Origin of the sequence: Thalassospira povalilytica (assembly GCF_002844235.1) — a bacterium.
GTDB classification, from domain to species: Bacteria; Pseudomonadota; Alphaproteobacteria; order Rhodospirillales; family Thalassospiraceae; genus Thalassospira; species Thalassospira povalilytica.
The window spans coordinates 472,596-498,589 of sequence record NZ_PGTS01000003.1 but is presented as its reverse complement, the minus strand read 5'-3'; the positions used below and the strand labels follow the sequence as shown (position 1 = coordinate 498,589).

The following is a 25,994-nucleotide window of genomic DNA, read 5'->3' as shown; positions in this document are numbered from 1 at the left end:
ACCCTGATTAATTATCATTTTTTGCGTTCAGATCCTGTTTCCACAGGTCGGTTACACCATCACCGTCCCGGCGCCGTTGCGAAGACGCACGGATCATCGAACGGATGGGCAAGCCGTCATGGGCATCCAGCATAAATAACCGCCACAAAGACGCAAGTTCTACCTCGCCGCGTACATCCATGCGTTCGCGCGCGTCATTGCCGGCCCAGACCGCGGTGATCAGATCGGACGAGAAGCCGACATACCAGGCATCGGTCCGCCCACCCGCCACGGTGCCGTATCCGGCAAAGGGCCGGTCAAGGCGCACTTGCGGGTCGGTGACGCTGGCATAAAGCACGTAGGATCCCTGGATCGCCTCATCAGTCAGGCGTTTTTCCGTTTCCGGGTTTTCAACGCGCTGATAGATCGGAATCGATTTCGGATCGTCGGTATAGGATACGCTGTTGATCAGGGTGATCATGGGCGGTTTGCCGGAATTCTGCGGCAGGGCATGAATGGCGGCAATGTCGCTTACGGTGACCGGATCAAGACCGACGACGGTTCGGATATCGGTCGAAAGCGGGCTTTTGATGCCGATATTGCGGGCATATTCGCGCACATTGAGCAGCCCGTAATGATCGGCCAGATTGGTCGGCACCGTGTTGACATCGCGCACGAAAGCTTCGCGCAGTGATATTTGCCCCTGATATTCGTGATCGGGGTTGATCGGCCGCCAGCCGCCGACCGCCATGCGGTTATCACGCACCCATTGCGCCGGGTCGCTGTTTTCATTGAGCGCATAATAATAGGTGGCGATCTTGATCATGCGTCCGGCCGGGTGGCGGACCTCGGTCACGCGGTTGCGCTGGAACGGGGTGTAGTTCGCCCCGCCAATCATCGCACGGATGCGGCCTTCGGGGCTTATCGACAGCAGGCCGACCTGATCGGCACCGCGCGGTTTTAGTCGCAGTTCGGAGACCTCGGCAACGATATCGCGGGCCAGGTTTTGCACCTTGAGATCGATGCTTGTGACCACATCGATGTCGCGGCTGCTATAGCCGACCAGATCGGCGACTTCTTCGAGCACCATATCAACGACATAGCCCGACAGGACGTTTTCCTCGATCTGGACATCAAGCTTGGGCATGACCAGGGTCAGGGCGGAAACGCGGTCGGCTTCGATGAATTTGTATTGGCCGAGTTTGGCCAGGATTTCGTTGGCTTCGGCGGCGGTTTCACGCGGATAGAACAGCGGGTTGAATTTTTCAGGATCACTGATGGCCGCGGCAAGGACGGCGGCCTGATGCAGGGACATGCGTTCGGACGGGCTGCCATACCAGATGCGCGATGCTGCTGTGATGCCAAAAATGCCGCGCCCGACATAGCTGCGTTCAAGATAGCTGCGCAGGATGGTTTTTTTGCTGAAGCTCCATTCCAGCCACAGGGCAACCAGCACTTCCTGGAAATGGCGGCCGGCACTGTTGGCCTTGGTTTTGAAGAAGCTGCGCGCGACCTTCATGGTGATGGTCGATCCGGCCCCTTCGCGGCCGCTGAAAATCCGGGCAAAATCCGATCCCGACACCCCGAAATGATCATAGAAACCGGGGTCGGCCGCGGCGACAAAGACGTTCTGGACCCGTTCGGGCAGGGTGGTCAGCGAGACATCCTGACTGTAATGGCCCTTGATGGTTTCAAGCAACGCCCCGTCATAGCCGAGAATACGGATTTCGGGGCTTCTGATCATGTTGCGGCTCAGATCCAGATTGGACTGGATCGAATAGCCAATGCCCAGCACGGCAAAGATCGTTACCGACAGGAAAAACCCGATCAAAAGCATCCTGCGGCGCCGAATGCGCCGACGGATGGTCCGCAATTCGCGTTCGGCGATCTGCTTCATCGCCATCTTGGCTGCTGATTGCCCGCCGCTTTGCTGTTCGTCGTCTTCTTCTGCCACGCCGAAATCCCGATTGTTTGCCCGTGTTTTATATTGTTCCCCGACAGTAAAACGCCAAGCTGTTAAGAAAATACTTTAACCGCTGGTTTTGCAGGCGAAATATGTCCTGCCTGCTGCCGACCATATACGTGGCATTCCGGCAGGCAGCAGACAGGACAGTTACCGACACGAGCGCGTCGGGAGGATGGGCTTATTTCTCGGGAGCATCCTTTGCGGCGGCTTCGATCCGGTTGAGGATATCCTCGCGTCCTTTTTGAACCAGCTGGAGCATGGCCTGACGCGAACGCACCGGGTCGCCAGCGGCAATTGCATCGGCAATCGCCCGGTGATAGGGCAAGGTGATCCGCATGTTTTCAGGCAGCAGGACTTCGGGCGACAGCATCGCGTCAAAGAAGTTATCGAGCATCGGCTGCATGTGTAAAATGAACTGATTGCCCGTGCCTTCCAGAAGGTGACGATGGAACGCAAGATCGGCGACAAACCAGTCACCCTCCCCGTTCAATGCCGCCTCCATGGCGTCACAGCAATCATAAAGCACAGAACAGTCGAAATTCGGATTTGATGCACAGATTTCGACGGCAATCGTTTCAATCGCCGCCCGAAACTGGGTCATGTCATCGACAAAAACCGTGTCACGGTTATAGCGGAAACGCCAGGCCAGAACTTCGGGGTCAAACAGGCTCCAGTCCGACAGGGGACGGACAATCGTACCCGTTTTGCGCCGGACCTGAAGCATTCCCTTGGCAACAAGGGTCCGGGTTGCTTCGCGAACCACCGTGCGCGATATGCCGAGTTCTTCGCCAATTTCCGTCTCGTTTGGCAGGATCGCCCCCACCGGATAGCGCCCGCTCATCAACCATTTCGCGATCACTTCGACTGCTTCGGTATGAAGCGAGCGGATCGGGGTTCGGATTTGCTGGTCTGTCACGTGCATAAAGATATGTCTTCCGGTTTCGATTTAATTTTTGATCTCATGCCGGTGCGGCATCCGCCACAACAGGTTCAAATCCATAAACCTTTTGCGGGTTTTCGCAAAGTATACGGCGTTGCAAGGCCGCATCAGGTGCCCATTTTTTCAATAATTGCAACATCTTGCGATCTTCGGGGCGCGGCGTCGTCATGATATGGGGCCAGTTCGACGCCCAAAGCATCCTGTCAGGGGCATGGGCAACAAGCGCACATGCAAGTGCCGAAACATCATTGTATCCCGGTTCTCCGACCCTTGAAACCTCGTACGGGGCGGAAAGCTTGACCCAGACACGGCCCGTATCGACAAGGCGCAACAAACAGCGGAATGCCGGATGATCCGGACCCACGGGATCAAGGAACTTGCCGATATGATCAATGACGATCTGCCCCGGCCAGGACAAAATCTGGGACTCGCGATCGGGCAGGTTGTGCCCATCAAGCTGCAACTGGACGTGCCAGTCAAAACCATGGACCCGCTCGGCGATCCGGTCGAGCTGATCCCACGGGATGATGCCCCCGGCAAGCATCTGAAACCGGGCACCGCAAAATCCCGCATCTGTCAGGGACTGCAATGTAGTGTCGCTTACCTTGTCATCGACAACAGCCACACCGCGCGTTTCGCGACGTCCCAGAGCCCTGATCCCGTCCGCCGTTACAGAATTGTCCGTGCCATAGGCAGTGGGTTGTACAATAACAGCACGGGTCAGACCAAGATCATCACGCACGGCCCGATAGCGGGCAACGTCGTCTTCTTCGGGGGCGGCGATTGCATTGGGAATGGTTTTCGCACCTTTGCGATAGACATGAACATGCGTGTCGCAGGCACCAAGGGGTACAACAAGGTCGCTGGTCATGTTGTGCTCCTGTCTGAAGGGGTATCGGAGGTCATAAAGCGGGCCTGCAATCTGGTGGCAGCAGCGCGATTGACGGCTTCGTCCGGGATTTCCCGGTTAAGGATTTGCAAAACCTGAGAGACGACATGCATCGCCTGGCCTTCGCTTGCTTGCGGGGTCTGTCCGCCAATATGCGGCGTTGCAATGACATCACTGCGACCGGCAAGACGGGTTGCCGGACGCTGATCATGTGCGCTGCCCACATCCATCGCAGCACATGCGATTTGCCCGGCATCAAGGACCTGTTCAAGTGCGACCTCGTCAACCAGTTCGCCGCGGGCAAGATTGATGAACATTGCGTCGGGCTTCATCAGCGAAAATGCCCGGGCACCAAACATGCCAAAGGTTTGCGGGGTTGAAGGCGCCAGGCAGACGATAAAATCAGCCGACCCGACCAGGGTGTCAAACGGCACATTTTTGATATTCTCGGCCATCGGATGGGGGGCCGGATCGGTAACGATCACGTTCATTCCCAATGCCCGTCCCAAAATTGCCAGCTGACGGCCGATCACCCCGAAACCGCAAATCCCGAGGGTTTTGCCCGACAGTTGCTGACCCATGCCAGGATCGGGCACCTCGCCGTTGCGGTATGCCGCGACAGACCGGCTGATCCCGCGTGCGCCATCAATCATGAAACCAAGCGCCAGTTCGGAAACCGAAGTGGCAAAGGTCGGGATGGATCGCGTCACCAGAACGCCGTTTGCCGTGGCGGCATCAACATCGATCGTGCTGATATCCACCGCACAGCGCATGACAGCCAGAACATCGGTTGCCGTTGTGAAGAAAGACTGATCCACAGCCGTTTGCCGATCTGCAATCACAAGATCACATCCGGCGGCCGCCTGAGCAAGAGCCGCACCTTTCAGCACTTTGCCTGTCGGATTGATGACAAGTGTGCAGTGTTTTTCCAGTTCGGCCCGCGCGCGCGGCGGAAACAGCAAGGGCAGACTATCAGGGGTGTGCGTTAGAAAAATACGAAACATCATCTTCTTTCAGAAAGGCGAACTGCCTGATCATCGGCCAAAAACATAGGACGGTATTGCTACGGTCAGCGGTTCAAAGAAAATGACCAGCAGCAGGGCCGCGACTTCGGCTGCAATGAAACTCCAGGAATAGCGCATGGTTTCGCCATAGGGGCATTTGGCGATACTTGATGCGACAAACAGCAAAACCGCAACCGGGGGCGTCGTCGACCCGATCTGGGTCGCCATCACCAGTGCGAGGCCGAGCTGCAGGTCATTGATACCCACCGCGTGACCGATGTGAACGGCAATCGGCACGGTGATGATCAGCACTGCCATGCTGTCGACAAACATGGTCAGGACCAGCATCACGGAAACCAGCAACAGGAAGACCGCTGTTGGATCCTGTGTCGTTGACATGATTGCCGAGAGGATCATCTGATTGAAATTGAGATAGGACAGCAACCAGCCAAAGCCGCTGGCGATGCCGATGATGCCCAGAACCATCGATGTGGTGACTGCGGCCTGAACAAAGATTTGCGGCAGGTCACGCAGCTTGATCGTGCGATAGATGAAGAAGCTGACCAGGAAGGCAAAGATACAGGCGACAACACCTGATTCCGTGGCGGTAAAGACCCCGCCCAGAATGCCGGTAATTATGATCAGCGGGGCAACAAGGGCGGCCCAGACATCGACAAGCGAGCGCAAGCAGCGTTTGAACGAGAATTTCTGACCGGATTTCTGCAATTCAGGGTGACGCGAGGGAGAAAGCGAATGCAGATAAACAACCGACATCAAAGCCAGTCCGATCAGAATGCCTGGAATAATCCCGGCCAGGAACAAACCGCCGACCGAGACACTGGCAAGCGCACCATAGACAATCATCGTCATGCTGGGCGGGATGATGGCACCGATGGTGCTGCTGGTGGCGGTGATGGCCGCAGCATAACCGGCCGGGTAGCCTTTTTCCTTCATCGCCGGGATCAGGACCGAGCCGACCGCAGAGGTATCAGCGGTCGAGGAACCCGACACACCGGCAAAAATCATCGACGAGACGATATTTGCCTGGGCAAGGCCGCCGCGCATATGACCAACAACAGTTTCGGCAAAATCAACCAGCTTGCGACTGATGCCACCGCGCGACATCAACTCGCCCGCCAGAATGAAATAGGGCATGGCCAGCAGGCTGAAGCTGTCGAGGCTTGAGAACATCTTTTGCGGATATAGCGGCAAGGCAAGTTCCGGCACCATCAGAATCCCGGCCAGGCCAACAAGCCCCAGCGACAGGATGACCGGAATTCCCATGAAGATCATCAGGAGAAGTGCGACAAAAAGACCTATGAGCATTGGTTAATTCCGAATCTGAGAATCAAACTGCGGGCCGTGTTTCAGGAAGGCAAACAACCTGCGCAGGGCGATGATGATCATGTAGCCCGATCCGATCGGAATGGCGGCATAGACAAGATGCATGGGTAACCCCATGCCCGGGCTTTTTTGCAATTGCAGGAACCGCGACAGTTCGACTGTTCCGGAAATGAGCGCGATGGCAAGCACGATCCAAAGCAGATCAACGATGGCGAAAAACACTGCTCTTCCGCGTTCGGACAAAAGATCGGTCAGCGTTTCCATCCCGATATGTGCGCAATATCGATATGCGACGGGAACCCCGAGAAATACAATCCAGATCTGGCCATAACGCTGGAGTTCCTCGCTCCAACTCAGGGACAGGTTCAAAAAGAACCGGTTGCAAACCTGCATTGTCCCGACAATCACAATGCCAAGGAAAATGACAAAAATGGCCATTTCGACCGTACGGTCGATGACCGCCCAAAACCGTGTCATATCGCAGTAGCCTTTTTCCGATCAGTCGTGATGAAACGGTCGGGCCGACATCCGTTTCGCAATGCCGGCCCGATAGTGTTATTTCGTGTCACGGATCAATTTGAGCAGATCGGTCGCATCAAGATCGGCCGCCAGTTCGTCCTGAAGCGGAACCGCATCTTTCTGGAACTGGGTGGTATCCACATTGGTGATCGTCATCCCGACATCTTCAAGCTGCTGAAGGGCTTTACGTTCACGAACCGGAGCCATGGCACGGTTAACCTCGATCGCGAAATGCGCGGCATCGGTCAGAACTTTCTGGTCTTCTTCGGACAGCTGGTTCCAAAGGGTCAGCGAATAGGTCAGAACTGTCGGACCGAACAGATGACGGGTCAAAGCAACATGGTCGCTGACTTCGTAAAGTTTGCTTGAATAGACCATGGATGCGGCATGTTCAAAGCCGTCAAGAACGCCAGTCTGAAGGGCGGTATAGATTTCACCAAAAGCCATCGGGGTGGCATTTGCCCCCATCGCATTCAGAGCAGCAACATAAACCGGGGACTGGATGGTGCGGATTTTCAAGCCCTTGATGTCTTCGGGTTTTTCAATCGCCTTGCCGTTGGTCACGACATTGCGGTAGCCCCAGCTATATCCCCAGCCCAAAACCTTGAAGCCGGATTCAGCGAATTTTTCTTCGAGTTTGGCGCCAAGTTCGCCGTCCAGCGCCCGTCCCACATGGTCAAAGTCCTGCCACAGGAAAGGAAGATCGAGCACACCGCCAACCGGTACGATGCTGTTATAAACGGCAGTGCCGCCAACATGCATGGTCGCACCCGCGCCAAGCTGCATCGCCTGAAGCACGTCCTGATCCCCGCCAAGGGCGCTTGAACCATAGACTTCGAATTTCAGATTGTCAGAGTGGCTGTTGACATAGTTCTGCATGATCCAGGCGGTCATGCCATTGTCATTTTCGAGATCGGCAACAGAAGACATTGCCATCTTGATGGTTGTCTGGGCAAAGGCCGTGCCGGAAAGCGCAAAACTGGCACAGGTCATCAGGCACGCACCGGCAATGCGCCGGGCATTTTTCGAGATTTTCATTGAATTCCTCCCTTCCCCGAACGATGCCGGGGACTTGCTTAATTGGTTCTTTAGAGAAAGCAGGGTCGAAGTCATGGTGACGCAAGGCGGGGACGCCCGGCGGTGGCGACTCATCTTCTGTTTCTGTCCGAATAGTTAATACATATTATGTATGATGTAAACAAAGTTGTTATTTTTATTAACATCTAAAATGACAGGACTACGATCCGTTCCGGTGACAGAGAGTCAAAACGGCCGATGATGGCGCCCTAATTTATGTGCTTAATATCAACAGCTTATCGGAATTTTGAATGCCACGGCTCCGGGAACGGATCATGAAAGTGCATATGCTCAAAAGCCAAAATCATTCAGCCGAACCGGATCATCCGGCGGTGCCTTTTGACATCCAAAAGCCGCGCATCATCGCGAGTCTGCACTTCGAGACGGGATCAAAATCAAAAAAAGGAGGACACCGAAACCGGTATCCTCCTGACGTTGGTATGTCCGGTCTGGGGCATCATCCAAGGCATTGATGGCGCCATCCGCATGAAATGCCGCATGCAAATCCGGGATCGCGCCACCTGGGACCGATTGCCGTCAGATCAACCGGCAAAAGACAGCTGGACCTTGACCGATTTGCTGCGGTCACGGGCGATGTCGAAGGCTTCTTTGGCGGTTTCAAGCGCGAAGGTCTGGGTGATGATCGGGGTGACGTCGATGGCGCCGCTGTCAATCATTGCCACGGCCTGGGCAAATTCCGTATGGAAGCGGAAGGTACCGGTGATGGTTATTTCCTTGGCGACCAGCGGGTTGAACGGTACGGGCATTTCACCGGCCACACCGACCTGCACCAGAATGCCTTGCGGGCGGAGGGTGCTGATGGCGGTGCGCAGGGCGGCTGGCGCGGCCGAGCATTCAAGACAGACGTCAAACTGGCCTTTGTCCTGTTCATAGGGGGTCAGTTCATCAGTGGCCTTGGCGATATTGATCGTGCGGGTCGCCCCCATTTTGCGGGCCACATCAAGCGCGAAATCCTGTAGGTCGGTGACGACGATTTCGCTGGCACCCGCGGCCTTGGCCGCCGCCGCACAAAGCGTTCCGATCGGCCCCGCCCCGGTGATCAGGACTTTCTTGCCCGCAAGATCGCCCGCCCGGGCAACCGCATGCAGACAGACCGCAAGCGGTTCTGCACAGGCCGCAGCCCCGATATCGGTGTGATCCCCAACAGCAAGGCACTGGTCCTGGCGCACATTGACCAGATCCCGGAATGCGCCCTGGATATGGGGCATCGGCATGGCCGATCCGAAGAATTTCATGTTCAGGCAATGCTGTTGCAAATTCTTCTGGCAATAGGAGCAGCTGCCGCACGGGTGGCTTGGATTGATCGCCACTTTCTGGCCGACCGTCAGGCCGCTTGCATCCGGTCCCAAGGCAACAACCGTCCCGGCGGCTTCGTGGCCAAGGATGATCGGCTGGCGCACGCGGATCTGACCGATCCCGCCTTCGAAATAGTAATGCATGTCTGATCCACAGACACCACCAGCCCCGACACGGACCAGAACTTCGTCCCCGACCGGGTCCGGCGTTGCTTCGGTTTCAATGCGCAGGTCGTCCTGACCGTAAAGGCGGCAAACACGGGTTTGCATAAAGAGTTACTCCATCAGGGACGGCAGCCAGGTTGACAGCGCCGGAATGTAGGAAACAAGAAACAGGATCGCGATATTGGTCAGCAGGAACGGCGCCAGCGCCCGGATGACAGTGGTGACCGGTGCCTTTGCAATATTGGCACAGATGAACATGCAAATGCCCACCGGCGGCGTCGTCAGACCGATCATCAGGTTCAGAACCGCAAACACCGCGAAATGAATTGGATCGACGCCAACATTGGTCGCAAGCGTCAGAAGCGGGACAAACAGAATGATCAGGGCCGCGATCGTTTCCATGAACATGCCGACAATCAGCAACACCAGATTGATCAGCAGGATCACGACATATTTGTTGTCGGTCACAGACAGGACCGCATCGGAAATCATTTGCGGGATACGTTCAGACACCAGAATCCAGCCAAACACATTGGCAAGACCGACCAGTGCAAGAATGGCCGCAGCCGTCACCGCGCTGTCGATGATGATTTTGGGCACCTTGCGCAACGGCAATTCGCGATAGATGAAACAGCCGACAATCAGAGCATAAAGGCTGGCAATCACCGCGGTTTCGGTCGGGGTCACAATGCCACTGAGCAAGCCGCCAACAATCAGTGCCGTCATGGCAAGCGCCCAGAAGGCACCGGCAAAGGACCGCGCCAGTTCACCGAACCCTTGCCAGGGCTGATGGGGGAAATTGCGGCGCACGGCAATGATGTAGCAGGTCACCATCATCGCAAGCCCCATCAGGATGCCCGGAATGGCACCGGCAATGAACATTTTGCCAACCGAAATGCCCGAAAGCGCGCCGACAATAATCATCGGCATGCTGGGCGGAATGATCGGACCAACGGTCGAGGATGCGGCAGTGACGGCCGCCGAAAATGCCGGGGTATAGCCCGCCCGCACCATGCCCGGGATCATCATCCCGCCGATGGAGGCGGCATCGGCAACCGCGGTTCCGGAAATACCGCCAAACAGCATCGATCCGGTAACGTTGGTCAGGCCAAGCCCGCCGCGCATCCAGCCGACCATGGCATTGGCAAATCGCACAATGCGCGGGGTAATGCCACCGCCATTCATCAGGTTACCGGCCAGAATAAAGCCCGGGATACACAGCAGAACAAACACATCCATCCCGGCAAACAGTTTTTGCGGGATCACGACAAGCGGGATGCCTTCGAGCAGAAGATAGCACAGCGATGACAGGCCCAATGTGACAGCAACCGGAAGACCGATGATCAGACCAAGGGCAAAAACGCCAAATAGAATTGCGAGGCTCATGGGAAGTCCTTTGTCGTATCTTCGGGCTTGCCGTCAGAAACACCGGCAATGATCCGTATCATCCGCAGCACTGCAAACAGGCCGAGCACGACAAGCAGAATGAAAACGGTGGCGTGAATGAAATCCATGCGCACACCCAGGGCGGGCGAGGTCTGAAGCACCCCGATTGACACAAACATCCAGGCCGGGGACAGCAAGATCAGACAGAAGGCAGCGGTGATCGCGGCCGATATGAATGTCAGGGCACGCTGAACCCGAAGCGGCAGCATTTCACAGACAATGTCGACATTAACCAGTTCGCCGTTACGGAACGACAACCCCACCCCGAAGGCCGCCAGAAACAGCAATGTGTGGCGTGTCAGTTCTTCGGTCCAGACCGGTGAACTGGGCAGGAAGGTTCGGGAAAAGACCTGTATCAGGACCGTGCAAATCAGAATGCCGAAAGCGGCCCCGGTTCCGATCCGGCACAGGGCAATGATGGATGCGTATAGTCTGGCAAAAAGCACGTTACGTCCCCGTCGAAGAAAGGTCCGGTCGCTTTATGGCGACCGGACCGGCAGCAATCAGTTCGCGAAAAGATTTTCGACGATCGGGCGGATTTCGTCGGAAACATTCGCAAGAACAGCGTCTTTTGCCTTCTGGGCAAAGGCCTGGGTGTCGACATCGACAAAGGTCATGCCCTTGGCCTGAAGTTCCTTGGTCAGGCGTTCTTCATCGGCCGTAAACAGGTCGCGTTCAAAGGCCTGCGCGCGTTTCGCGGCTTCCATGACTGCGTCCTTGTCGGCATCCGAAAGCTTGTTCCAGGTGATTTCGGAAATGGTCAGATAGATCCAGGACCGCACATGTTCGGTCTTGTTAACAAACTTCTGAACTTCGTTGAAGCTTGCGGAATCGATCAGGGCCAACGGGTTTTCCTGGGCATCGATGGTGCCGGCCTGAAGCGAGGTGAAGACTTCGGAGAATGCCATCGGGGTCGGCTGTGCGCCCAGCGATTTCCAGACATCAACGAAAAGCGGCACGTTCGGCACGCGAAGTTTCAGGCCGTTCAGATCATCCGGGCTTTTGATTTCGCGGTTCGAGGTCAGGTTACGCGGACCACGGGCGAAATAGGCAATCGGGCGGATACGGGCTTTTTCGATGATCTGCTGTTCGATCTGGTCACCGATTTCGCCACTGGCGACGGCGTCCATATCTTCGAGCGTCGGATAGGCATAAGGCACAGCAAGAAGGGCTGCCATCGGTGCCCAGTTCTGAAGGCTTTCACCGGTGATGGTCATATCGACCGATCCGAGCTGCATGCCGTTGATCAGGTCGATTTCCTTGCCAAGGGTTTCGTTGGGGAAAACCTGCACATCAATACGACCGTCGGTCAAAGACGACAGTTCTTCACCAAACTTCACGGCGGCCTTGTGCCATGCATTTTGCTCGTTGGCGAGATGACCGAGTTTGAGGGTCATTTCCGCAGCCATTGCGGAACTTCCCATCATCATGGCGGCAACGCCGGCAAGCATCAGTTTCTTGGTCGTTTTTTTAAGCATCGTTTCCTCCCTGTTCGGTTGATGCCTTAGGGCGACAACGCGGTACTGGCGTTGTCAAAAAGCTCCGTTCTGGAGCGGGCAATATCAGGCAGCGTATGCAGAATTTCGCGAAGATGTTCACGCATGGCTGCACTGGCGGCTTCGCAATCCCGTGACTGGATTGCCGAAACAATTCGAACGTGCTGCTCGATGATTTCATTCATCGGGAACTGGAAATAACTGAGGTAGCGCACCCGATCGAGCTGGGCGCGCACATCCTCGACCACCTTCCAGGCATAGGTCTTGCCCGCCGCTTCGGCGAGGCAACGATGGAAATCATGATCGAGTGTCAGAAAAGAGCGCGCATCGCCCTGCATGGCCTTGCGCTGGTCGGCGATCAACTGTTCAAGCCGGGCCAGAAAGGCGTCATCGGGTTCTTTGGCGACGAAACGCGCAATGTCGGCTTCGATGGCTTCGCGGACGAAACGGGCATCAAGAACCGCCGCAACCGAGATTTTGCGAACATAGGTTCCGCGTTGCGGGCGAACTTCGAGAAGTCCTTCGTCGGCGAGTTTGATGAAGGCTTCGCGCACCGGCTGGCGGCTGACATTGAAATGTTTGGCGAGTTCGGCTTCGGAAAGGCGCACGCCGGGCAGCAGGTCGGTACACACGATCCGTTCGCGAATAATGCGATGGATCTGCGGGCCTACCGCCTGATCTTGCGTTATCTCCCAGTCCTTTTGTTCAGGATCACCCATCAATCTCTCCTTGCCTTCCTGATCGTTAATGCATACTACCATACTAGTCAACAAAATTGTAGCGTGATACGCTTCACGTTCTTTATAGTCGGTGTTGATAACACCATGCCAATACAGAGAGAAACAGATGAAACAAACCTGGAGATGGTTCGGACCGCGCGATCTGGTCAGCATTGACGATATATGCCAGGCCGGGGCGCATGGCGTGGTTTCCGCCCTGCACCACATTGCCAGCGGTGCGGTCTGGACACCCGACGAGATTGCCAAACGCCATCGCGAAATCGCGACCATGAAAGATGGCGCACCGTCCGGTCTGACCTGGGATGTTGTTGAAAGTCTTCCGGTTTCCGAATCGATCAAACGCCAGGTCGGCCCGTGGCGCGACCATATCGCGGCCTATAAGGAAAGCCTGCGCAATCTGGCGGCATCGGGCATCAGCATCGTCTGTTACAACTTCATGCCGGTTCTTGACTGGACGCGCACCCATCTGAACTGGCGGCTGTCAAATGGCGCGACCTGCATGCGCTTTGACCTGTTTGATTTTGTCGCGTTTGACCTGTTCATCCTGGCGCGCGCCGGTGCCGAAAATGACTATGGTGCCGACATCATTGCCGAGGCAAAGACCCGCTTTGAGGCCATGAGCGACGCGCGCCGCGCCGAACTGGAACGGACCGTTGCCTTTGGCCTGCCCGGATCGGTCGAGAACCTGTCGCTTGATGATCTGCGCGAGCTTCTTGCGACCTATGCCGATATTGATGCCGATACGCTGCGTGCCAATCTGGTGGCGTTTCTTGAGGAAGTGGTGCCCGTCGCGCGCGAAGTCGGCATTCGCATGTGCTGCCACCCGGATGATCCGCCCTTTGCGTTGCTGGGTCTTCCGCGCATCATGTCGACCGAAGAGGATTATGCCTTTGTCATGAAGGCCGTCGATATTCCGGAAAACGGCATTACCCTGTGTTCCGGGTCGCTTGGCGTCCATCCGGGCAATGATTTGCCCGGCATGATGAAGCGTTGGGGCGAACGGGTTCATTTCATCCATCTGCGCAATACCAAGCGCGAAACCGAAGGCCTGCCTTGCAGCTTCCATGAAGCCGAACATCTGGATGGCGATACCGACATGGTTGCCCTGATCGAGCAGATCCTGCGTGAAGAAGCATCGCGCAAGGCAGCCGGTCGTGCGGACTGGAACATTCCGATGCGCCCCGATCACGGCCATGACATCCTTGATGACCTTAACCGCAAGGGACAGCCGGGATATCCGGCAATCGGACGCCTGAAAGGCCTGGCTGAATTGCGCGGTGTGATGACCGCCCTGTCGGCACGCTTTGACAAGCTTGGGGGATAAGGGATGACACAGTCCGGCTTGTCGGAGATGGCGTTGCAAGATGCCTTGGCCAAATCAGGCATCGTTCATATCGGTATCGGCGCGTTCCACCGGGCCCATCAGGCGGTTTACACCGATGCCGCCATGGCGGCCAAGGGTGGCGACTGGCACATTATCGGGGTCAGTTTGCGCAGCACCGACATTGTCGATGCGCTGAATGCACAGAATTGCGCCTTTACGGTGATCGAACGTCATCCCGATGGACCAAAAGCCCGCCGGATCACCAGCATGTCGCACGCCATTGCGGCGGCGCGCGATGTCATGCCGGTTCTTGCGGCCCTTGCCGATCCGGCGATCCGGATTGTGACCATCACGGTGACCGAAAAGGCCTATGGCATTGATCGGCAATCGGGCCGAATTCAGAACGATCATCCGGCGATCCGTCATGATCTGGACCATCCCGACAGGCCGTCGGGACTGGTCGGGATTCTTGTGGCCGGACTGAAAAGCCGCAAGGATGCCAGCATGCGGCCCTTCACGGTTCTGTCCTGTGACAATCTTCCGGCCAATGGCAAGTTGCTGCGTGCCGGTGTGATTGATTTTGCCAACCGGATCGACCCGGAACTGGGCGACTGGATTTCACAAAATGTGTCCTTCCCTTCCACCATGGTCGACCGTATTACCCCGGCATCAACCACCGCCACATATGACGATGCCAAGACCCTGACCGGTGTCGACGACCCGGCCGCGATCGAAACCGAGCCCTTTTCGCAATGGGTGATCGAGGATGATTTCCCCGATGGTCGTCCCGCCTGGGAAGAAGCCGGTGCGATTGTTGTGGCCGATGTCGAACCGTTCGAGGACATGAAGCTTCGCATGCTTAATGGCAGTCATTCGCTGATTGCCTATCTTGGGCAGCTTGGCGGGTATCGCTATGTCCGTGATGCCATGGCCAATGACAATTTCGCCGGTCTTGTCGCACGGCATATGGAAAATGCGGCTGCGACCATGGCGCCATTGACCGGGATTGATTTTGCCCGCTATGGCGCGGAACTGACCGAGCGATTCCGCAACCCCGAAATCGCCCATGAAACCCGCCAGATCGCCATGGACGGGACCGAAAAACTGCCGCAGCGCATCTTTGCCCCGGTATGTGATCTGGCAGCCGACAGCCGCCATCGCGGCACATTCGCGCTGTGTTTCGCAGCCTGGATTGCCTTTGTGCAAGGCCAGATCAATCCGGCCACCCCCGGTGAAAACAGCCGCCTGCCCGACGATCCGCGGGCAGACGAAATTGCCGAACGCATCGGCAGCGTACAAGATGCGGCAGACCTTTATGACCGGCTAGCAGGTCTTCCGGGATGGATGCCCCGACAGCTTTGTGAGGATGCGTCCTGGCGCAAGGCGGTAATCAGCCGTCTTGTGATGTTGCTAACCAACAGTGCCGACGCCGCCATCCGCCATGAGCTTGGCCAATGAGTACAAAACGGTTTGTCGCCATTGGCGAATGCATGATCGAAATGTCGGGCGGCGGTGATGGCAACTGGAAAATGGGGATTGCCGGCGATACCCTTAATACCGCCTGGCATTTCCGCAATGCCACCGATCCGGGCGACTGGCAGGTCGGCTATGTCACCGCCCTGGGCGATGACCGATATTCCCGACGCATTGCCGATTTCATTGCCGATGCCGGGATTGATACCAGCGCCATCCAGCGCCTGGCCGGAAATCGTCCGGGTCTTTACCTGATTGATCAGGAAAAAGGGGATCGTGTCTTTACGTATTGGCGGGAAAATTCCGCCGCCCGCAAAATGGCCGATGACATCGCCGCACTTCGCACCGGATGCGAGGGGGCGGATGTGATTTATCTTTCGGGGATCACGTTGGCGATCCTCAATACGGACAGCCGGGCCGCGCTAATTGAGATCATCAAACAGCAACCGGCACATACCCGCATTGCCTTTGACCCCAATATCCGCCCGGCCCTTTGGGAAGATCGCGACATTTGCAAAACGGTATTGTCAGAGGTCGCGGCCCTTTCAGACATCATTCTGCCAAGCTTTGATGACGAGGCGGCCCTGTTCGGGGATGCATCACCACAGGAAACAGTCGCGCGATATCGCGACCTTGGCGTGGGCGAGGTCGTGGTCAAAAATGGCAGTGGTCCATGCCATTTCCTGCAAGATGGTCAGGCGACAAGCCTTGATACGCCGGGCGTTTCAAATGTGGTGGATGCGACAGGTGCAGGTGATTCCTTTAACGCCGCATTTCTGGCCGCCCGATTTGGCGGCGCTGAACCAGCCGATGCCGTGCGCCACGGACAGGCCCTGTCGGCCAAGGTCATCCAGACACACGGCGCGTTGCTCAGGAACCAGGGTTAATTCGCTGGGACAAGTCGGCCAAAGCTGGTGGACAAAGAGAACAGCTTTGGCGTGACGGGTACCGGGGCACTATTGCGGCCGTGACGCCGGGCTTGAATACCGCACGAATATCGACACCGTTCTGGCAGCCATCGGATAGCGTGGGTGCGATATCTGCCCCATCAACGAAGATGGCAACAAAGACATTGCCTGCATCCCTGTCGGCGGGTGTTTGAGGTGATTGGCAAGATACCCTGCATCATCTTTCAGACAAAGAAACGGGTCCGATATCGGACCCGTTTCCGGACTGAGGACGCATCAGCCAGGGAGACATGATGTGTAAAACCGTGCGCACCCAATCCAGTCGATCCAGTCAGTCCGTTCATTGTGGCGCGGCACCAAAGCCCGCACCCTTTGCCCGGCTGAGACTGACGGTTGCGAAATCATGGCCTGGTGGTATTTGACCAAGGGTCTCCGGCCCGACATCGGCCAGTCCTGGATGTTGGCGATCCTTGTCGGAAATGACCGCCTGCTGACCATACAATTGCCAATCGATGCCAAGATCCGGATCGTTCCAGGCAATCCCGCGATCATGTTCCGGACTGTAATAGTTTGAGGCCTTGTACATGACGTGGGTGTCGGGTTGCAGGGTTTTGAAGCCGTGTGCAAAGCCATCCGGAATCCAGAGCTGGTACCAGTTTTCCGCGCTGAGTTCGATCTTGATATGCTGACCAAACGTTGGCGACCGTGGTCGGATGTCGACTGCAACGTCAAGGATTGCGCCTTTTGTGACGCGGACCAGCTTGCCCTGGGCATAGGGGCTGGTTTGGAAATGCAGACCGCGAATGGTGTTGATCGGAACACTGATCGACTGGTTTTCCTGTACCAGATCGATATCCCCGACAACTTCGCGAAAGTCATCATGACGGAAGGTTTCGGCAAAAACACCGCGCTTGTCCCGATGCCTAGTGGGGATAAACAGAACCGGACCTTCGATATCAAATTCGTCAAATTCCACAGTCATTGTTCATTACTCCTTGATCGAGATCGGAACACGAATCAACTGGCGCGGGACACGCCACCGGTCCTTGTAGGGTTTGGGCACAAGACGAACGAAAACAAGGGATGCATTGTCATCAACCGTGCCAAACAAACGGTCTGTGCTGTCTTCATCAATAATGGATGGATAGGCGGCAAAGGGGTCGCCATCACCAGCATCACGCCTCAGCGGCTGGCGATAGAGCAGCCTGGGCTCGGACCAGTTTTTCAGGTCCGTCGAGGTCGAATAGAAGAACCCGGCGATGTCGGGTTCGCCCTTTTTGCGAATACGGTGAAGGTACACCGTGATGAAACTGTTGGTGGCTTCATGGCGAACCAAACCGCGGATCGATGACACACCAACCGGCCCGACGCGCGCACATTCGGTTTCGCGAACCGACCATCCCTGATCGGTCAGGGTTGCGGCCCGTTCAAAATCCGACCCGTTCCAGACGTCCCATTGCTTGGGATCATCAATCGGCGCCCGTACCAGACAGTTGCGCGATTCTTCCCAGTTATCCGCCCGACGCCAGACAATGGCGTAATAGTAGTTCTGCCAGGAAATGATGTTGGTGACCGTGACATAGCTTGGCGCGCGCGTGCGATCATCGCGATAGGCTTGTGGCGGCGGAAACGGCGCGTGACGGGGCGGATTACCCAGATATTCAAAGGTCTTGCCCCCGTCACCGGATTTCAGTGTGACCAGACCGTTGATCCAGCAATCGGTGCGTTTGGTGCCCCCCTTGCAGGGCATATCATGGCGATAGGGCATGAAACTGGCACTGCCTAACGCATAGACATTGCGCCCGTCGCGCGTATAGATCGCCTGAAGCCAGGTTCGGTCATCAAGAAGTTCCGGCACCGCCTTGCCCGCTGCCTTGAACCGGCTGTCGCAATCGGGCTTGAGGCTGTTAAAGCCATATCCGACAAAAGCGCGGTTCTGAAAGTTCGGCGCGAACAGAACCATTTTGCCCTGATCATTGCGAAAGGCACGGGCCGGGGAATCTGGCAGATGATGGTTGTCACACCCGGTGACATCGCTATCAAAAATGACGGTTTCCGGCCCCGAAACGGTCACTTCGGCGGCCCGTAAATCCGGGTTCCAGCCAAGCATTCCCCCGACCGCCAAACCGATCAGGAATGCCGACAGTCCGGTGATGCGTTTTGATAAGTGCCGCTTTTGCAATGTCTTACCCGTCACGGTTGGTAGTGGAATGTGGAAATTTGGTGCGTGGCGTTACTGGGGGCCGCCACGCACCAGACACAGCAAGGTCACGCCGCTTCTGCGACATATGGGGCCGGGGTACTGCCCAGACGGTGCGCCATGCTGTTTTCTTCAAGGAAGTTTTTCAGATCACCGAAGCGCTTCTGATAGGTCTTTTCGAACAAGTCGAAATCGGCCTTGTCCCAGGCTTCCTCGAACAAGAATTTGTCCATATAGCGACCATCAACGAACGGAATGCCAAGTGTTCTGACAAATTCGCGGGTGCGCGTGTCATATGTGACATAAAGAGCCGGAACTTCGTTGGCCAGGGCCAGCAAATTGCCATGCAGGCGATATCCGGTCACCGCATCCAGATTTTGTTCGGCACGTTCAAAATCCGCGACACTTTCAAACACCGAAAGCGATGATTTATAAAGTTCGACCAGCGGATCGCTTGGACCGTAAATCCACTTTTCCGCGGTCAGTTTTTTGATCGCGCCGGCCATGACAGATGTGTCATTTTCGACCTGTTTGGAGCGCGCGTAATAGATCTGCTTTTCTTCAAGTTCGCCCGCGCACAGGATTTCGGTGTCATAGCGTTCGGCCAGGGTGCGCAACATATAACGTTGCTGTGTCTGGAAACCGTGTGTCTTGCGGCGCAGGGTAAAGCCAAGCCTGTTGATCGATGATGCATCCACCCGGCGCAATTTCAGTTCCGGTTTGCAATGGCGGAATGCAGTCGGGCAGCCAAAAATGCGAACGTTCCTGATGCCGATCGAATTCAGCGCCTTCTTTGACAGATTGCCCCGCACGCCAATTGATGCCGAACGGTCTGCGACAAGCTGCAAGAACCGTCTGGTTGAGTCATTGACATATTGTTCGGAATTGTCGGGTACCTGAACGCCAATCCCAAAGGCAATCACCGGCACCTTGGTCTTTTCCAGAACCGTTGTGATCGGGTCCCATTGACCGTTGGTGTTGATATAGTTCGACCCGCGCAAAAAGATGTAATCAAGCTGATTTATCTTTTCGATCTGGGTTTCCGACAGATTGCCGTCTGCGGGCACATAAATCGGGAATAGTTCCGAATAATCAAGGATGCGCAGCGACGAGTCATAGACAAAGCAGTCACCAATATTGGTGAAAAGCGTCTTTGCCTTTTCGGGCGCATTATAGGTGTGGGTGACAACACCCAGATTGCCTTCGACGCGGCCCGCAGGCATCAACACGCCAATGCGCGGCTTGCGCCCCCCGGTAGGGAGTTTCGGTTCCATCATGTGTCTCCTGCTGGTGGTTCGTGTCATTTTTGACGTTGGTTCGAACCGTTGCTCGTGTTTGGTAATGCAGGTCTTGCGATATGTGCCTAAGCCGCGTTGACTTCGCGTGTTTTAAGGCTTTGTTCCCAATCAAGGGCATGGCGGACGATGACTTCGAGATCATCATGAACCGGGACCCAGCCCAGTTTTTCACGAATACGATCGGCACCGGCGACAAGGGATTGCGGATCACCCGGGCGGCGTTCTGCCAGATCAACGCTGAAATCGACACCGGAAACCTTTTTGACCGCACCGATCACTTCACGTACCGAGAAGCCACGACCATAGCCGCAATTCATCACATCGCTTTCGCCACCGCGCTCAAGATATTCAAGAGCAAGGACATGGGCGTTGGCGAGGTCGGATACATGGATGTAATCGCGAATGCAGGTGCCATCCGGGGTTTGGTAATCCTCGCCATAAATGGCCATTTGCGGGCGGACACCCGTTGCGGTCTGGCTGGCGATCTTGATCAGATGGGTTGCCTTGCGCGATGTTTGGCCCGCACGGCCTTTGGGGTCGGCCCCGGCAACATTGAAATAGCGCAGCGCGACATAATTGAAATCATGGGCAATTGCCGCGTCAGCCAACATCTTTTCGGTCATCATCTTTGAGGTGCCATAAGGCGAGATCGGCTTGAGCGCGAAATCCTCGTTAATCGGGGTGGCATTTGGTTCGCCGTAAACGCCCGCAGTCGAAGAAAAGATGAAATGCCTGATGCCGCTATCGACGGCCGCCTGTAAAAGCGCGCGCGAATTGACCGTGTTGTTGCGGTAATATTCCAGCGGATAGATGACCGAGTCCGGTACAATGATCGACCCGGCGAAATGCATGATCGCTGTTACGTCATGTTCATCGATAATGCGACGCACCAGATCTTCGTCGCCGCAATCACCTTCAACAAAGGCTGCCCCGGCTGGTACTGCCCATCGATGTCCCTGCGTTAGATTATCAAGCACAACCACATCGCGCCCACCATCGAGAAGGGCCAGTGCTGCGTGACTACCGATATATCCTGCGCCACCTGTTACAAGTACAGTCATTGCCGTGTCTCCTTATTGATGTTGCCTGTTGCTCATCAGGCTGATCTTTGAAAGTAGCTGCGTCTGACCATTCCGATCCGGAACAGCCAGACGGCAGTACCGGATGTGATCACGCGACCTTTCGTTGCGGCTGCGTGTCAGCTTTCATGACATCGACCATCTTGTGGTCGATATTGTTCTCGGTCAGGAACTGCGCCATTTCGCGATAGGTCTGGAACCAGGCGCGGTTGAACTTGTCGAACAGGTCCTGATTCCAGTAATCCTCAAGCACGAATTCCTTTTTCGAGAACACGTCATAGGACGGGATCTGATAGGTTTCGGCGAATTCGACGGTGCGGCTGTCATAGGTGAAGTAAATCGACGGAACACCGTTTGACAGCGCCATCAGATTGCCGTGCAGGCGATAGCCCAGCACGCAATCCTTGGTGCGCACCAGATCCTCGTAATCGGAAACAACATCGGAATAGAAAAGCTTCTCGCGATAGAGACGTTCCATCGTGTCATCGAGATACCAGTTCTTGACCCAGTCGTTGTTTTTAAGCGCCTGCATGGCTTCTTCACGCTGGATGTTGCTGCCAAAGACCAGTTTCTTTTCTTCGGGTTCGCCCTGCGCCATCAGGGTGATGTCATCAAACCGGCCAGCCAGATGTTTGACCAGATCACGATGGAAGGTCAGGTAACGCTTGATGTCCTGCGCGTAGGCCGGGGAGACTTCGCGGCGCAGGGTAATGCCGACATTCTTCACACTATCAAGGGATGGCAGTTTGATGCGCATGTCGGGATTGTTTTGCCGGAACGCGGTCGGGCAGCCGACAATACGGACATTGGTAATGCCAAGATCCCAAAGAACCTGTGCGGTATAGGCCCCGCGCACACCGATGGATGTGGTGGAATCGGCCATCATGCGCAAAACCGTCTTGGTCTGTTCGGACAGCTCGATCTTGCCTTTGACCGGCGCCTGCGCACCGATACCAAAGCCCAGAACCGGTAATTTCAACCGTTTGAGGACATCAATGGTGTTGCGCCAATCCATGTCGGAATGGATGTAGTTCGAGCCGCGCAGGAAGACATAATCATATTCCTCGCGAAGGCGATCGATGTCTTCCATTTTGGGATCGGCAATCGGCAGAACGCCAAGTTTGTCGTAATTCATCAGCTTGAGCGATGAGTCAAAGACAAAGGCATCACCGATATTGTGGTAGTGATTGATGCTCTTTTGAACATCCTGATAGTTGTACCATCGGACGCAGTCGTGGTCGTAGACTTCGCCTGACGGGATCATTACGAGAACGCGCGCCATGTTGTCTCTCCTTGGTTGATCACGTTTTTGTTCTGAATTCATGCCGTGCTAGCCACGGTTTGCGGGCGCGCAGCCTTTGCAGACATACGGCGCACTTCCAGAACCTCCCGATACTGCGCGAGATGTTGCTCGGCGCATTCCTGATAGGTCGTCACGCTTGGTATTCCCTCGCGCATCCGATCCCAGATCTTGTTGTCGCTAAGGACTTCGATCATCCGATCGGCAAGGTCTTCGGCACTTCCGACCCGGAAATGCAGACCATTCACGCCATCGGTGATTTTTTCGGCCATGCCGCCAATGTTTGAGCAAATCATCGGCCGCCCGTGGAAGAAGGCTTCCTGGATCACGACCGGCGAGTTTTCCCACCAGATAGATGGAATGATTGTCCAGTCGGCGAGCTCCATCAGCTTGGGCATTTCGGTATTCTGATAGGCGCCGTAAAAGCGCACGCGCTCGCCGGCCTTTTCAATCAGGTCATGGACCTTGTCCTGATATTCCTTAGGCTGGCGATCAAGGTTGCCGCCAAAGATCATCAGCCGCGCATCATCGCCCCAGATTTCATCGGGTACACGTCCGACCGCATCCAGAAGAATGTCAGCCCCTTTGAACATCGTGAGCTGCCCGAAAAAGGCAAAGCGCGACCGGCGGGGCTGGGTTTTGGACAGCGGGCGATCTTTGGCACGCTGATCGATGTCGAGACCATTTTCGATCACCGACATTTTTTCGGCCTTCATGCCCCAGTCAATGAAACGGTTGGCAAGGAATTCACTGGGCGACACATAGTGATCAGCCAGTTCGAGCATGGCCTTGATGAAGCGTTCGCGCCGAAGAAATGATGCGGGCGAGATGTTCGGGAAACAGCCGTTGCAGTCAATCGGGCTTGCACGGTTGCACAGCTTGGTTCCGCCGCTTTTGATCATCTGCCCGTGATTGTGGCAGATCGTCAAAAACTCGTGGAAGGTAAAGAAAATCGCGGTTTCCGGCAGAGCTTCGCGAATGGCATAGATGGTTTCCAGCCCAAGCCCGAGATAGTGATGGAAATGCACCACATCGGGTTCGTAATCCTTCACAAAACGCAGGAAGTCCCGGTCGATTTCATCGGTACTGCCATTCGACAGAAGGAAATGATCATAGTTTTCCGCGTGATAAAGGATTTCGTTTTCCTTTTGACGCAGGCTCATCAGGGCCGAGACCCCGTGACGCGGGACCGGGTTGCCAACGCGGGCCAGATAGAAGCTTTCGACCCCGTCAAGGGCGTTCAGCCCTTTGTGCAGGTTATAGGAGGCCACTTCGGCCCCGCCCAGCGAGATGCTGGGATGGCCGTGCGAAATAACGAGGACACGTAAATCAGTCGACGGCATTGTTGTGGCTCCGCAAATTTGAAACGACCAATGACCAGCGGCGATCAAACGCCCAGCGGTCAAGACGATTGGAAAGTTCCTCCCAGGCAGGGGCTGTGCTTATGGATTGTTCGCTGCCCAGTACTTCGACATCGGGGATCCAGTAGGATGGCGTGCCCGCCATGCGCAGTTTCAGCGCAAGATCGAGACTTTTTTCCCCCGGCCCGATATAGCCACGGGTAAAGCCGTTGCTGTCCTTGAAGGCCTTGCGCGGCAGAATGCAGCATTCCAGGGTTCCGGCGCTGACTTCGCTGGGTTCGGCGTCAGCAAGCACCGCGCATGGATAGCCGACATACCGGTCCGACAGATACTGACCGCCATTGGCGTTGCTGTTGATCCAGGTCCCGGCCCAGCGGACAGAATCGTCTTCAAACAGAATGGTTGGCGAAACGAGAACCTTGCTGCCGCGTTTGCTGTAAGCGGCCAGCAACTGATCAAACCAGCCATCATCGCGCGGCAGAATATGCGCAGATACCAGCCCGACTGTTTCGGAGCTGGTGGCATCGACACCAACTTCGAGCGCATCGCAATAATCTTCGACGCCTTCGGCGAACACGATCCGGGTGTTGAGTTTGTAGAAGGCCGCAAGACGCAGGATTTCGCTGCCGACCTGATCGAAACTTTCGACCGGACCGGCAATGACAATCGGCAGATGCCGGGTCGCGCTATCAAGTCCTAAAAGGGCAATGGTGACCCCGATATCATTGATCGTGTCATCAACCCCGACCACAAGGGTCACCGGCGCATTTTCGTCAAAATCCCCGATATCGTGAATATCTACCGCATAGGGGCGTTGCGCTGTCATGGACTGCAACATCGGGCCAAACTGACGTTCGATACTGTTTGATGCCGTCACCGAGCGCGGATCAAGCGATGGCAAAACCCGTGAAAGCGCCTGACGGGCCGAAGCCCGCGTCGGGTTCAGCGGACAGTAGGCCGGGAAGGCATCACGGATGCCCAGTTCAAGATAGGTTGCCTGATCGGATGGCGGGGTGGCTTCCAGCGGACAAAACACCAGAAAGCCGTGATTGTTGCGGGCCGGGTTCATCGCGGAAAACATCGGATCATTGGCAAAGGCATCGGTCACATCAGCACGTGACTGACGCGTCCAGTGGTCATCAATACGCACGACTTCACCACCGACACGCAGCGACACATTCTCGACGGCACGGTCGGGATCCAGCATCCAGCCGGAAATCAATATCCCGCTGCCTTCGATCAGAAGAGAGAAATCAATCCCGATGCGAACCGGGCGATCCAGTTCCGAAACTGTGTCACGACCATCAAAACGATGTGCGGCCATTTTAAGGGTATGCAGGATTTTTTCCGGCGCACGCACACGATCAAGAACCGAACGAATATGGGCCGGGACATCGGGTGGGGCTACCAGAACGCGGTGCTGGTAAACTTCGATCGAGTACCAGGTTTCGCGCCCGCGGAAATAAACCCGTTTGAGTTTTTTCGGATTGATCGGCTTGTTACCGAGCAACAGGCCGGTGACACCCGATGCCTCGTCACCGAGATCATCGCGCTGAAAATCTGCGCTGGTCAGTTCTGCCAGCACCGGGGACTCTTCCATGGCGATGACACGGGTGCGCCCGGTGGGGAAGCCGCTTGACCAGCCCTGAATATAAACATCACCTTCTTCGAGCCCGCCCAGGACTTCGATAAAGCCGTTGCTGCGTGCGGCACTTTGCACAAGTGCGGCCACCTTGCTCAGGCGTTTTTTATCCGGATCACCGGCAAGCAGGGCCTCGATCAAACCATCAATCACGGTCGCAAAAGCCGGGCCGGACTGATCCGCGACGGCGGACAGGATCGCTTCGATACGTTGCTGGCGGCTATCAATCCGGTATTCACGCGGTTTGCCAGCCCCACTGAACAGGGCGGTTTTCAAACGGCGCGCGGAAACATTTTTCATCGGTAAAAGCGCGACAAAACCATAGGCGTTTTCGGGTTCCGCATCGTGGCGGCGCCATGAAATGATGGATGCCTGAACTTTGGCGTCGGACTGACTGTTAAGGTAGATATCAATCGTTGCCGGCAGTGCATTCCCGACCCCGACCATCAGCGCCAGACTGTCATCGACCAAGGCGGCGACAACAGTTCTGCCATCAAGTGGCATACCATTCTGTTCTGTCATTAACCG

At 55.9% G+C, this 25,994-nt stretch carries 22 protein-coding genes; 3 read left to right on the top strand and 19 right to left on the bottom strand.

Annotated features, from left to right (window positions below):
* Window positions 1-7 precede the first annotated feature (7 nt).
* The 12 genes from CU041_RS10745 to CU041_RS10690 all read right to left on the bottom strand — a co-directional run bounded on the left by CU041_RS10745 (window position 8) and on the right by CU041_RS10690 (window position 12,860).
* Window positions 8-1,933, bottom strand: coding sequence for a transglycosylase domain-containing protein (locus CU041_RS10745; protein ID WP_101246880.1), 1,926 nt, complete (start codon window positions 1,931-1,933; stop codon window positions 8-10).
* Between the two features lie 190 nt (window positions 1,934-2,123).
* Window positions 2,124-2,867, bottom strand: coding sequence for a FadR/GntR family transcriptional regulator (locus CU041_RS10740; protein WP_101246879.1), 744 nt, complete (start codon window positions 2,865-2,867; stop codon window positions 2,124-2,126).
* A 37-nt stretch (window positions 2,868-2,904) separates the two neighbouring features.
* Complete coding sequence (locus CU041_RS10735) at window positions 2,905-3,756, bottom strand: amidohydrolase family protein (RefSeq protein ID WP_101246878.1); 852 nt, start codon at window positions 3,754-3,756, stop codon at window positions 2,905-2,907.
* Window positions 3,753-4,781, bottom strand: coding sequence for an NAD(P)-dependent oxidoreductase (locus CU041_RS10730; protein ID WP_233433082.1), 1,029 nt, complete (start codon window positions 4,779-4,781; stop codon window positions 3,753-3,755). Before CU041_RS10730 ends, CU041_RS10735 begins: the two co-directional genes overlap by 4 nt.
* A 27-nt stretch (window positions 4,782-4,808) precedes the next feature.
* Entirely contained in the window at window positions 4,809-6,104 is a 1,296-nt protein-coding gene (locus CU041_RS10725; protein WP_101246877.1) for a TRAP transporter large permease, read from the bottom strand.
* A gap of 3 nt (window positions 6,105-6,107) precedes the next feature.
* Entirely contained in the window at window positions 6,108-6,599 is a 492-nt protein-coding gene (locus CU041_RS10720; protein ID WP_101246876.1) for a TRAP transporter small permease, read from the bottom strand.
* A gap of 78 nt (window positions 6,600-6,677) precedes the next feature.
* On the bottom strand, window positions 6,678-7,679 hold the full coding sequence (locus CU041_RS10715; protein ID WP_170310195.1) for a TRAP transporter substrate-binding protein: 1,002 nt from the start codon (window positions 7,677-7,679) through the stop codon (window positions 6,678-6,680).
* A gap of 581 nt (window positions 7,680-8,260) precedes the next feature.
* Complete coding sequence (locus CU041_RS10710) at window positions 8,261-9,304, bottom strand: L-idonate 5-dehydrogenase (RefSeq protein ID WP_101246874.1); 1,044 nt, start codon at window positions 9,302-9,304, stop codon at window positions 8,261-8,263.
* Between the two features lie 6 nt (window positions 9,305-9,310).
* Window positions 9,311-10,585 carry a TRAP transporter large permease gene (locus CU041_RS10705; RefSeq protein WP_101246873.1) on the bottom strand — a complete coding sequence of 425 codons (1,275 nt, stop codon included), beginning with the start codon at window positions 10,583-10,585 and terminating at the stop codon, window positions 9,311-9,313.
* Window positions 10,582-11,091 carry a TRAP transporter small permease gene (locus CU041_RS10700; RefSeq protein ID WP_101246872.1) on the bottom strand — a complete coding sequence of 170 codons (510 nt, stop codon included), beginning with the start codon at window positions 11,089-11,091 and terminating at the stop codon, window positions 10,582-10,584. Before CU041_RS10700 ends, CU041_RS10705 begins: the two co-directional genes overlap by 4 nt.
* Before the next feature lie 57 nt (window positions 11,092-11,148).
* On the bottom strand, window positions 11,149-12,123 hold the full coding sequence (locus CU041_RS10695; RefSeq protein ID WP_101246871.1) for a TRAP transporter substrate-binding protein: 975 nt from the start codon (window positions 12,121-12,123) through the stop codon (window positions 11,149-11,151).
* Window positions 12,124-12,149: 26 nt separating this feature from the next.
* The gene (locus CU041_RS10690) at window positions 12,150-12,860 is read right to left on the bottom strand and encodes a GntR family transcriptional regulator (protein WP_101246870.1); all 711 of its coding nucleotides are present in this window, start codon (window positions 12,858-12,860) and stop codon (window positions 12,150-12,152) included.
* Window positions 12,861-12,987: 127 nt separating this feature from the next.
* On the opposite strand from CU041_RS10690, the gene uxuA reads away from it, so the two are divergent.
* The 3 genes from uxuA to CU041_RS10675 are packed head-to-tail and all read left to right on the top strand — an operon-like array spanning window position 12,988 to window position 16,565.
* Complete coding sequence (gene uxuA / locus CU041_RS10685) at window positions 12,988-14,205, top strand: mannonate dehydratase (RefSeq protein WP_101246869.1); 1,218 nt, start codon at window positions 12,988-12,990, stop codon at window positions 14,203-14,205.
* A 3-nt stretch (window positions 14,206-14,208) separates the two neighbouring features.
* A complete protein-coding gene (locus tag CU041_RS10680; protein WP_101246868.1) occupies window positions 14,209-15,663 on the top strand; it encodes a mannitol dehydrogenase family protein in 1,455 nt (484 codons plus the stop codon).
* On the top strand, window positions 15,660-16,565 hold the full coding sequence (locus tag CU041_RS10675; protein WP_101246867.1) for a sugar kinase: 906 nt from the start codon (window positions 15,660-15,662) through the stop codon (window positions 16,563-16,565). The genes CU041_RS10680 and CU041_RS10675 overlap by 4 nt, the downstream gene beginning before the upstream one ends.
* 361 nt (window positions 16,566-16,926) lie before the next feature.
* On the opposite strand, the gene rfbC is transcribed toward CU041_RS10675, so the two are convergent.
* From rfbC to CU041_RS10640, 7 genes are all read right to left on the bottom strand, one after another.
* Window positions 16,927-17,568: a dTDP-4-dehydrorhamnose 3,5-epimerase gene (gene rfbC / locus CU041_RS10670; protein ID WP_101246866.1), complete on the bottom strand. Its 642-nt coding sequence runs from the start codon at window positions 17,566-17,568 to the stop codon at window positions 16,927-16,929.
* A 6-nt stretch (window positions 17,569-17,574) separates the two neighbouring features.
* Window positions 17,575-18,768, bottom strand: a complete 1,194-nt coding sequence (locus CU041_RS10665) for a hypothetical protein (protein WP_233433081.1) — start codon at window positions 18,766-18,768, stop codon at window positions 17,575-17,577.
* An 86-nt stretch (window positions 18,769-18,854) separates the two neighbouring features.
* The gene (locus CU041_RS10660; protein ID WP_101247045.1) at window positions 18,855-20,060 is read right to left on the bottom strand and encodes a polysaccharide pyruvyl transferase family protein; all 1,206 of its coding nucleotides are present in this window, start codon (window positions 20,058-20,060) and stop codon (window positions 18,855-18,857) included.
* Window positions 20,061-20,149: 89 nt separating this feature from the next.
* Window positions 20,150-21,145, bottom strand: coding sequence for a UDP-glucose 4-epimerase GalE (galE, locus tag CU041_RS10655; protein ID WP_101246865.1), 996 nt, complete (start codon window positions 21,143-21,145; stop codon window positions 20,150-20,152).
* A 109-nt stretch (window positions 21,146-21,254) separates the two neighbouring features.
* Window positions 21,255-22,445, bottom strand: coding sequence for a polysaccharide pyruvyl transferase family protein (locus CU041_RS10650; protein ID WP_101246864.1), 1,191 nt, complete (start codon window positions 22,443-22,445; stop codon window positions 21,255-21,257).
* A 38-nt stretch (window positions 22,446-22,483) separates the two neighbouring features.
* A complete protein-coding gene (locus CU041_RS10645; RefSeq protein ID WP_101246863.1) occupies window positions 22,484-23,806 on the bottom strand; it encodes a glycosyltransferase family 4 protein in 1,323 nt (440 codons plus the stop codon).
* Window positions 23,793-25,988 (bottom strand): glycosyltransferase family 2 protein, encoded by a 2,196-nt coding sequence (locus tag CU041_RS10640; protein ID WP_101246862.1) that lies wholly within the window; start codon window positions 25,986-25,988, stop codon window positions 23,793-23,795. Before CU041_RS10640 ends, CU041_RS10645 begins: the two co-directional genes overlap by 14 nt.
* Window positions 25,989-25,994 lie beyond the last annotated feature (6 nt).